The 9119-nt window shown below is 72.4% G+C and carries 6 protein-coding genes; 4 read left to right on the top strand and 2 right to left on the bottom strand.

Translation table 11 applies throughout. From position 1 onward, the window contains the following. Window positions 1–69: 69 nt before the first annotated feature. Window positions 70–1131, bottom strand: coding sequence for a S1 family peptidase (locus AB0G74_RS33805; RefSeq protein ID WP_361154409.1), 1062 nt, complete (start codon window positions 1129–1131; stop codon window positions 70–72). A gap of 241 nt (window positions 1132–1372) precedes the next feature. Next, on the bottom strand, window positions 1373–2347 hold the full coding sequence (sph, locus tag AB0G74_RS33800; RefSeq protein ID WP_361154412.1) for a sphingomyelin phosphodiesterase: 975 nt from the start codon (window positions 2345–2347) through the stop codon (window positions 1373–1375). 389 nt (window positions 2348–2736) lie between these two features. On the opposite strand from sph, the gene AB0G74_RS33795 reads away from it, so the two are divergent. From AB0G74_RS33795 to AB0G74_RS33780, 4 genes are all read left to right on the top strand, one after another. Beyond that, window positions 2737–3228, top strand: a complete 492-nt coding sequence (locus tag AB0G74_RS33795; RefSeq protein WP_361154407.1) for a hypothetical protein — start codon at window positions 2737–2739, stop codon at window positions 3226–3228. A gap of 321 nt (window positions 3229–3549) precedes the next feature. Continuing rightward, window positions 3550–5595, top strand: a complete 2046-nt coding sequence (locus AB0G74_RS33790) for a Xaa-Pro dipeptidyl-peptidase (protein WP_361154405.1) — start codon at window positions 3550–3552, stop codon at window positions 5593–5595. Continuing rightward, window positions 5592–6887, top strand: coding sequence for a M14 family metallocarboxypeptidase (locus AB0G74_RS33785; RefSeq protein WP_361154403.1), 1296 nt, complete (start codon window positions 5592–5594; stop codon window positions 6885–6887). Before AB0G74_RS33790 ends, AB0G74_RS33785 begins: the two co-directional genes overlap by 4 nt. Window positions 6888–6990: 103 nt before the next feature. Beyond that, complete coding sequence (locus tag AB0G74_RS33780) at window positions 6991–8709, top strand: BCCT family transporter (RefSeq protein ID WP_361154401.1); 1719 nt, start codon at window positions 6991–6993, stop codon at window positions 8707–8709. The last annotated feature ends 410 nt before the right edge of the window (window positions 8710–9119 follow it).

Here is a 9119-nt window from a genome sequence, read left to right as displayed (position 1 = left end):
GCGCGACAACTCGCGCCGGGGGGGGGCCGCGGGGGGCGGGGGCCCCCCCCCCCCGGCCCGGGGGCGGGGTCAGTAGACCGTGACCCCGTAGACCGAGAGCGCCTCCTTCACCGGCTGGTGGATCGCGGAGCCGCTCGTGCCCGAGCAGCCCGAGCTGCCCGAGTGGATGCCGAGCGCCGTCGAGCCGGAGAAGTGCGCGCCGCCGCTGTCGCCGCCCGCCGAGCAGGCCGTCGTACGGACCATGTTGTAGACCGGGCCGTCGCTGTAGTTGACGGTGACGTTGACGGCGGTGACGGTGCCGCTGGTCAGCCTGGTCGTGGAGCCGCTCTTCTGGAGCGACTGCCCGACGATCGCGTCCGCCGCCGAGGTGATGTCCTGGAAGCCGCCGTTGTAGAGGTTGACCGTGCCCGGCGGGACCTCGGAGCCGGTGTAGCGGACGATGCCGTAGTCATTGGTGGGGAAGCTGGTGCCCTCGCGGACCCCGATCTGCACCCCGCCCGCCGACCAGGTGGCCGCCGCGTTGGTGCAGTGGCCCGCCGTGAGCAGATAGCGGGTGTTGCCGCCGACCACGTTGAACGCGGCCGAACAGCGGTAGCCGCCGCCGTGGATGGCGTCCCCGCCGGTGACCTCCTGGGTGAACACTCCGGGGACGCGTTCGACGCGTACCGCGTCGCCGAGCCCGGCCGTGACGGTCCGCAGCCGCCTCAGTTCCGCCGCGTCGAGGGACTGGTCGGCCTCGACGACGACCCGGTTGGCCGAGGGGTCGATACCCCACGACGTGCCGGGGATCTTCGCCCGGGTCTCCAGGACGCCCATCGCGTCCTCAAGGTCGGCCGTGGAGCGCGCCACGATCCGGGCCCGGGCGCCCGCCGCGCGGACTTCCGAGGCGGCGGAGGCGTCGGTCACGGCGACGACCAGCTCTCCCGTACGGCGGTCGAGGTACGAGCCCGCGCCCCGGTCGCCCAACGCCCCCTCCAGCTGGGCGTCGAGGGCATAGACGGCGGCCCCTGCGGCGACTCCGGGGCCCGGTGAAGGTACGGGTGCCGCGGCGGCCGAGCCGGTTCCGGCGCCGATGGCGGGCAGGGCGAGCAGGAGGGACAGAACGATCCGCGCACCGAACGTGCGTCTCATGGGGGGAGTCTCCTTCGCAGCGATCCTCGGCTGGTATGTGGGGGTTTGCGAAGATCAGTGTGGACCGGACGCGGCCCGGGTCGCCGCATCAATGTGACATGTTCCTGTCATTTCAACAAGGGCGCGTAGAGGTGCGGATGGGGCTCACGGGAGGCCGTGAGCGCCGCCCGGCCGACGGTCCGTCACCCGGGCGGCGCAGCCCTCGCGGCGCGGACCGCCCCCGCCCGCCCGGGCGCGCCGCTCAGCGCCCGGAGCCGATCACCGGATAGTGGTCCGACAGATGGGTGTAGGTGTACGTCCGCCCCCAGCTGGAGACCGACCACGGCGCGGTCCGCTCCGCCACGACCTCATTGGTCCACTCGGCGGGCCGGGCGTGCCCCGCGCGCTGGAGTACGTGGTCCAGGTCCTCGCGCGGATCGTCCGGATAGCGCTCGGCCGCGATCGAGTTCTCCCGGGTGTCGAAGGAGTACGGCAGTCCGGTCCTGCGGTCCTCCGCCACCAGCCCCGCGTCGGCGAGCATCGAGGCGTACTCGGCGGAGTGCCGGTCCACATTGAGATCGCCCGCCACCAGGACCTGCTCGGACGCCGGGATGTCCTTGGCGTCGAGGAAGGCGTCCAGCTCCCGGAACTGCCGGGCGCGTACCGTCGCCGCCCGGCCGGGCGCGCAGCCGGGGTCCGTCGACTGGGCGTGGGTCCCCACCACATGGACCCGGGTTCCGTCGACGTCGAGCACGGTGTAGACGAAGCCCTTGTTCGACCACCAGTCCCCGCCGCAGCCGTCCCGGTAGACGTACTGCTCCTGCCGGATCACCGGCCACTTGCTGAGGACCGCGACCCCGCCGTCCTCGGGGGTGGCCGCCGAGTACGCGCCGCCCGTGGCGTCCCAGCCGCTCCGGCTCCGGCCCAGTACCGGCGTCCGGTACGGATACTCCGCCTTCGCCCGGTTCATCAGCAGCTCCGACGAGGAGTTGTCGAACGCCTCCTGGACGACGACCACGTCGTGGCCGCGGAAGAAGGGCGCGGCGGCGATCTCCCGGGCCCGGTGGTCCTGCCCCCAGTTGGGATAGAGGGCTTTGCTGAAGAGAAACGCGTTGTAGCTGAGCACGCTCAGGGCCGGGGTCCCGGCGGGCTCCTCCGCCGCCGAGGCCGGGGGAGCCGTCGCCAGCAGCCCGGCGGCGAGCGCGGCCGATGCGGCTCCTGCCGCCGCGCGGCGTATCCCGCGCACCCGGCGGGACGCGCGGGCCGTCCGGGAAACAGGGGCGGTCGGAGCGCCGGAGGGAGGGAGAGGAAGGGCGGGGCGGGGGGAACGCGGCACGATGACTCCTGGGTCGGGGTGCACGGGCGAAGGGCGTCGAAGCCATCCAATCAGCCGTGGTTACCGACAGGTAATGACCAGGTGCCGGTTTCCTTGCGGGCAAAGGTAGGATCGAGATCAGCCCGCCGTCGCGTCACGCGCCCGTGGGTGCGGCGCAACCCATCGGCGGCCGACCGCCCCGCCCTCCGGCGGACCTCGGAGGGCACCGGCACACGCCGATGGGCAGCCGAGAACCCGACGAACGCTGTCGACACGCTGACGGACACCTACGGACAAGGCAGGACGAGCCCTTGAACGACAAGCTTCTTCCCCTCGACATCGGTCCGCTGAACCCCACGGGCTGGGGTCTGGTCATCGGATTCGTCTCCTTCGCGATCGTCTACGCCGTCCTCGCCGGCCGGCTGCTGCCGCGCGCCGCCGCGATCATGGCGGAGCGCGAGGCGAAGACGCAGGGCGTCATGGACGCGGCCGACGAGGTCCGTACCGAGGCCGAGGAGGTCCGCGCCCAGCGCGAGGCCATCCTGGCCGAGGCCCGCCACGAGGCCGCCCACACCCGCCAGCGGGCCCACGAGGAGGGCACCGCCCTGATCGCCGCCGCCCGCGAGGAGGGGCTGCGCGAGAAGGAGCGGATCATCGCCGAGGGCACCGCCGCGATCGAGGCCGAGAAGGTCGTCGCCGAGGCCGCGCTCCGCAACGATGTCGACACCTGGGCCCACTCGCTCGCCGAGCGCATCGTCGGCGAGCCGGTCCCGGCCCCGTCCGAGGGCCGTTCCAACGGCTGATCCGGCGCACTTCACCCGCGACGCCCGTGCGGGGAACGGAAACGTTCCCGGCGCGGGCGTCGCGCTGTTCCGGGGTGAGCCCCCGGCCGGGCGCCCCGCCCCTCGCCGCCGGGTGCCGGATGCCGGGCGACTCGTAGGACTCGGACTCGTACCGGCCGACGTACGGATGCCCGGCCCCCGGCCCCGGACCCCCGGCCCCGATCGGCTGTGCCGACAAAAGCGGATCAATCATCGCCCCACCCGTCGCTGAACTCCCTGACGACCCCCTGACCTCACCGTCGCCCTCTGTCGCTTCACGGCTCCGGGGAGTACCGTCCGGCCATGCCGATACGTGCGCGGGGAACCCGCTTGACGTACAGATCGCTGCTCGCCGCCTCCGTCGCCGCTCTGACGGCGCTCGCCCTCACCCCGGTGGGCGCCGTGGCCGCCCCCGGACCGGGGGCCGGAACCGGGACGGCCGAAAGCCCGGAGACCCGGGACGGCCGGGAGTCCCGGAAGATCCGCGAGAGCAGACCCGTCTACTCCTACGCCGCCGCGATCCGGGAATCCGTCTGGGTCGACACCCGGATCGACGGCGACGGCGACGGCCGGACCGACCGGGTCGCCGTCGACATCGTCCGCCCCCGGGAGGCCGCCGCCCAGGGCCGCCGGATTCCGGTGATCATGGACGCCAGTCCGTACTACTCCTGCTGCGGCCGGGGGAACGAGAGCCAGCGCAAGACGTACGACGCCGACGGCAAGCCGGTCCAGTTCCCGCTCCACTACGACAACTACTTCGTACCGCGCGGCTATGCCTTCGCCGCCGTCGACCTGGCCGGAACCAACCGCTCCGACGGCTGTGTCGACATCGGCGGCCGGTCCGACGTCCAGTCCGCCAAGGCCGTCGTCGACTGGCTCAACGGACGGGCCCGCGGCTACACCACCCGTACCGGCGGCGAACGGGCCCGGGCCGACTGGACCACCGGCCGTACCGGCATGATCGGCAAGAGCTATGACGGCACCGTCGCCAACGGTGTCGCCGCCACCGGAGTCGAGGGCCTGGAGACCATCGTGCCCATCGGCGCGATCTCCAGCTGGTACGACTACTACTTCGCCAAGGGCGCCCCCCTCTTCGGCACCGGACCGGACCGGCTGGCACGCGCCGTCGAGAGCCCCGAGGCCGTGAGCCGCTGCGGAGCCGTCAAACAGCGGCTGGTCGAAGGCGCCCCGCGGAGCGGCGACCTCACCGGCCTCTGGGCCGAACGCGACTACGTCGCCGATGCCGCGAAGGTCCGGGCCAGTGTCTTCGCCGTCCACGGAGCGCAGGACCTGAACGTCCGGAGCAAACACTTCGGCCAGTGGTGGGACGCCCTGGCGGAGGCCGGGGTCGAACGGAAGGTCTGGCTCACCCAGGCCGGACACGTCGACCCCTTCGACTTCCGCCGGGCCGAGTGGGTCCGCACCCTGCACCGCTGGTTCGACCACTACCTCCTCGGCTACGACAACGGCATCGACGACGAACCCATGGCCGATGTCGAACGCGCCCCCGACCGCTGGACCACCGACCGCGTCTGGCCGCCGCGCGGCACCCGGGCCGCCCTGCTCAGGCCCGGAAACGGCGCCCTCCCCGGCGTCGGCACCCTGAGCCGGACCCCGGCCCCGCCCGGCGCCACCGAGACCTTCACCGACGCGCCCCGGCTGAACGAGATCGACTGGGCGAAGGCGATCGACCGGACCACCACCGACAAGACCGGCTTCATCACCGCTCCCCTCACCCGGGACCTGCGGCTCTCCGGCTCCGGCACGGTCACCGTGACCGCCACCCCGACCACCACCAGCGCCCATCTCACCGCCGTCCTGGTGGACCTCGGACCGGCCACGATCCGCGACTACGCGGGCCCCGACGAAGGCATCGTCACCCTCGACGAGCGCACCTGCTGGGGCCAGAGCGCCCCCGGTGACAGCGCCTGCTTCAAGGAGACCAGGGCGGACGCCGCCGAAGTCGACTTCACCGTCTTCAGCCGGGGCTGGGCCGACCTCGGCAACCACGCGTCCCCGGCCGTCGGCAAGCCCCTCACCCCCGGCGCCCGGCACACCATCACCCTCGATCTGCACACGGCCGACCACATCGTCCCGGCCGGACACCGGCTCGCCCTGATCATCGCGGGCACGGACCGCCATCTGATCCAGCCGCCCGCGAGCACCCCCACGATCACCCTCGACCTCTCCCGTACCGGCGCCCGGCTGCCGTTCGTCGGCGGCTCCGCCGCCTTCACCGCCGCCACCGCCGGAGCCGCCGACCGCACCGCGCCGCGTACGGCCGCACCGTTCGACTCCGTCGAAGGCCCCCGCCCCGTCGACCCGATCCCCGGAGACCAGCACCGATGAACCCCCGTATCCGCGCCCTCGTGGTGGGAGCGGCCTCGGCCGCGCTCGCCCTGCCGCTGCTCGCCGCCCCCGCCCACGCCGCCCACGACGACACCCCGCGCCCGCCGCGGACCGAGTTCGAGACCACCGGCGGCACCCGCTGGACCGGTCAGCCCGAGGAGCAGACCTTCCTTTCCGCCGTCGCCCGGGCCGGCGACCGGGTCTCGATCGCCCGGATCGGCACCACCAAGCAGAACCGGCCCATTCAGCTCGTCGGCGTGGGCAACCGGCACGCCACCAACAAGGTCCTGCTGATCTGCTCCCAGCACGGCGACGAACCCTCGGGCCGCGAGGCATGTCTCTCCACCGTCCGCGACCTGGCCTTCGCCCGCGACCGCGAGACCCGGCGGCTGCTCGACCGGACCCGGATCCTGGTCGTCCCCACCGCCAACCCCGACGGCCGGGCCGCCGACACCCGGGGCAACGGCGACGGCGTGGACGTCAACCGCGACCATCTCGCCCTGAAAACCGCCGAGGCCCGCGCGATCGCCGCCGTCGTCCGCGACCACCGCCCCGACGTCGTCTACGACCTGCACGAGTACGGCTCCACTCCGCGCTACTACGACAAGCAGCTCTTCGACCTCTGGCCCCGCAACCTCAACACCCATACCCGGGTCCACGAGGAGTCGCTTGCCCTCTCCGGCGAGTACGTCCGCCCCGCAGCGCACGACGAGGGATACACCACCGGGACGTACGGCATCTGGACCGATCCCGAGACCGGGGCGCCGATCCGGCAGGTCGCGGGCGACGGCCAGGAGCGCATCCTGCGCAACGCCACCGGGGTGAAGAACGCCGTCGGGCTGCTCATCGAGAGCCGCGTGGACGCCATGACCCCGGAGGAACTGGCCGACGAGTCGGTCAACAACCGGCGCCGGGTGGCCAGTCAGCTCGCCGCGCTCGACGGGCTGTACTCCTTCACCGACGAGCGGCGCGGCCGGATCGAGACGGCCACCACCACGGCCCGGCTCACCGGACTCCGCGACCGGGGACCGGTCTACCTCGGCGGCGCCGACAACGACCCGGCGACCGAGGCGGAGACCCTGGCGGATCCGCCGTGCGGCTACCGGCTCGCCCCGGCCCAGTGGGCGGACGTACGGGACGAACTCGCCCTGCACGGCGTGGTCGCGCTGCCCGGCCGGGACGGCGCCGCCTTCGTACCGCTGCGGCAGTCGCAGCGCGCCCTGGTACCGCTGCTGCTGGACGCGCGTGCGACCTATCACCTGACGCAGGGACAGCCGGTCACCGACTGCTGAACCGGGCCGGGCCGCGAGGCCCGTCGTCCCGGGCGGCACGGGACACCTGTGGTAGGGCATAACCCAGGCGAAACGGATCATCCGGACAGCCTTCGCCTACCGCATGAAAGGTGTCCCTGTGTCGCACGGACCAACGCCCGACGACCGGGGGGCCCGGTCGGTCACCCCCGAGCCCCCCGGACTGCCCCAGCCGCACGGGAGACCCCGCACGGACCGGGTCGTCTTCGGTGTCACCGCCGTTCTCACCCTCGCCTTCGTCGTCTGGGGCGCGGTCGCCACCGACTCCCTGGAGAGCGTCTCGACCCGCCTGCTCGACGGCCTGATCAAGAACGGCGGCTGGGCCTTCGTCCTCGCCGCCTCCGGCTTCGTGGTCTTCGCCCTCTGGCTGGCCATCAGCCGATACGGCCGGATCCTGCTCGGCGAAGAGGGCGCGGACCCCGAATTCCGTACCGTCTCCTGGGTCGCCATGATGTTCAGCGCAGGCATGGGCATCGGCCTGATGTTCTACGGCGTCAGCGAGCCGCTGGCGCACTTCCTCTCCCCGCCGCCCGGCACCTCGCCCGAGTCCGCGGGCGAGGCCATGCAGATCGCCATGGCCACCACCCTCTTCCACTGGACGCTCCACCCCTGGGCGATCTACGCGGTCGTCGGCCTCGCCATCGCCTACAGCACCTTCCGGCGCCGCCGCCGACAGACCATCAGCGCCGTCTTCGAACCCCTGATCGGCGCCCGGCGCTGCGAGGGCGGCATCGGACGGCTGATCGACATCCTGGCGATCTTCGCCACCCTCTTCGGCTCCGCGGCCTCCCTCGGGCTCGGCGCCCTTCAGATCGGCAGCGGCTTCACCGAACTCGGCTGGCTGGACACCGTCGGCACGGCGCTGCTGGTGAGCGTGATCGCCGTACTCACCGCCGCGTTCGTACTCTCCGCGATCTCCGGGGTGGAACGCGGCATCCAATGGCTCTCCAACACCAATATGGTGCTCGCCCTGATCCTGGCGCTCTTCGTCTTCATCGCCGGACCCACGATCATCGTCCTCGATCTGCTGCCGACGTCCATCGCCGCCTACTTCGCCGAACTGCCCCAGCTCGCCGGGCGTACCGAGGCGACCGGCGGCAAGGCCGTCGCCGACTGGCTCAGCAGCTGGACCGTCTTCTACTGGGCGTGGTGGATCTCCTGGACCCCGTTCGTCGGAATGTTCATCGCCCGGATCAGCCGGGGCCGGACCATCCGCCAGTTCATCGGCGGGGTGATCCTGGTACCCAGTACGGTCAGCCTGGTCTGGTTCGCGGTCTTCGGCGGTACCGCGATGAAACTCGCCGAGCGGAAGCAGATCGGGGACGAGGCCACCCCCGAGGCCCAGCTCTTCGCCGTGCTCCAGCAGTACCCGATCGCCACCGCCAGCAGCATCCTCGTGATGATCCTGGTCGGGATCTTCTTCGTCTCCGGCGCGGACGCCGCGTCCGTCGTCATGGGCACCCTCTCCCAGTACGGCACCTTCGAACCGGCCCGGCTGGTCGTGGTGTTCTGGGGCATCGTCACCGGCGCGGTCGCCGCGATCATGCTGCTGATCGGCAACGGGCAGGGCGACGCGCTCGCCGGGCTGCAGAATCTGACGATCCTGGTCGCCGCGCCGTTCGTGGTGGTGATGATCGGGATGTGCGTCGCCCTGATGCGGGACCTCCGGCACGACCCGCTGATCGTCCGCAACGAGGTCGGCACCGAGGCCGTGGAGTCGGCGGTGATCGCCGGACACGAGAAGTACGACGGCGACTTCGAGTTCCGGATCGGACCGGGCGCGTCGGGGCCGCCGGACCGGTGAGGGCCCCTTCAGGAGCCGGGCCGGGGCCGTTCCCCGTCCCGGCGCCCGTCAGCCCGCGGTCTGCCGACCGTGGGTGGCTTGTCGCGCAGTTCCGCCCCCTATGCCTCCGGCGATGAGGGGCCCCCAGCGCCTTGGCTCTCCCGGGCCCCGACAACCCGGGTCCCACCGGGCGACCTGATGTTGTCGGCGGTCCGCGGACCGTCCCTGGCTTGTCGCGCAGTTCCCCGCGCCCCTGAGTTGCCCCTCTCGTCGCCTTCGTAGAGAGGCGGGCCCCTTTTTCCCAGGGGCGGGGCCGGGGAGAGGCTTTTAGGGGCGCGGGGATCCTTAGCCATAGTGCGGTCATTTTCGCACTACGACCCCGCCCCCAGGCCACTCAATACCGTCTCGGCCCGCTCCTCGGCGTCCTCGCC

Source organism: Streptomyces sp. NPDC020875, from assembly GCF_040641415.1.
Lineage (GTDB): Bacteria > Actinomycetota > Actinomycetes > Streptomycetales > Streptomycetaceae > Streptomyces.
This window is presented reverse-complemented; position numbering and strand designations above follow the sequence as displayed.

Bases quoted from the DNA above. Each gene is read 5' to 3' on its own strand.
- AB0G74_RS33805 (WP_361154409.1), bottom strand. From the start codon at position 1,131: ATGAGACGCACGTTCGGTGCGCGGATCGTTCTGTCCCTCCTGCTCGCC.
- AB0G74_RS33790 (WP_361154405.1), top strand. From the start codon at position 3,550: ATGCCGATACGTGCGCGGGGAACCCGCTTGACGTACAGATCGCTGCTC.
- AB0G74_RS33785 (WP_361154403.1), top strand. From the start codon at position 5,592: ATGAACCCCCGTATCCGCGCCCTCGTGGTGGGAGCGGCCTCGGCCGCG.
- AB0G74_RS33780 (WP_361154401.1), top strand. From the start codon at position 6,991: ATGAAAGGTGTCCCTGTGTCGCACGGACCAACGCCCGACGACCGGGGG.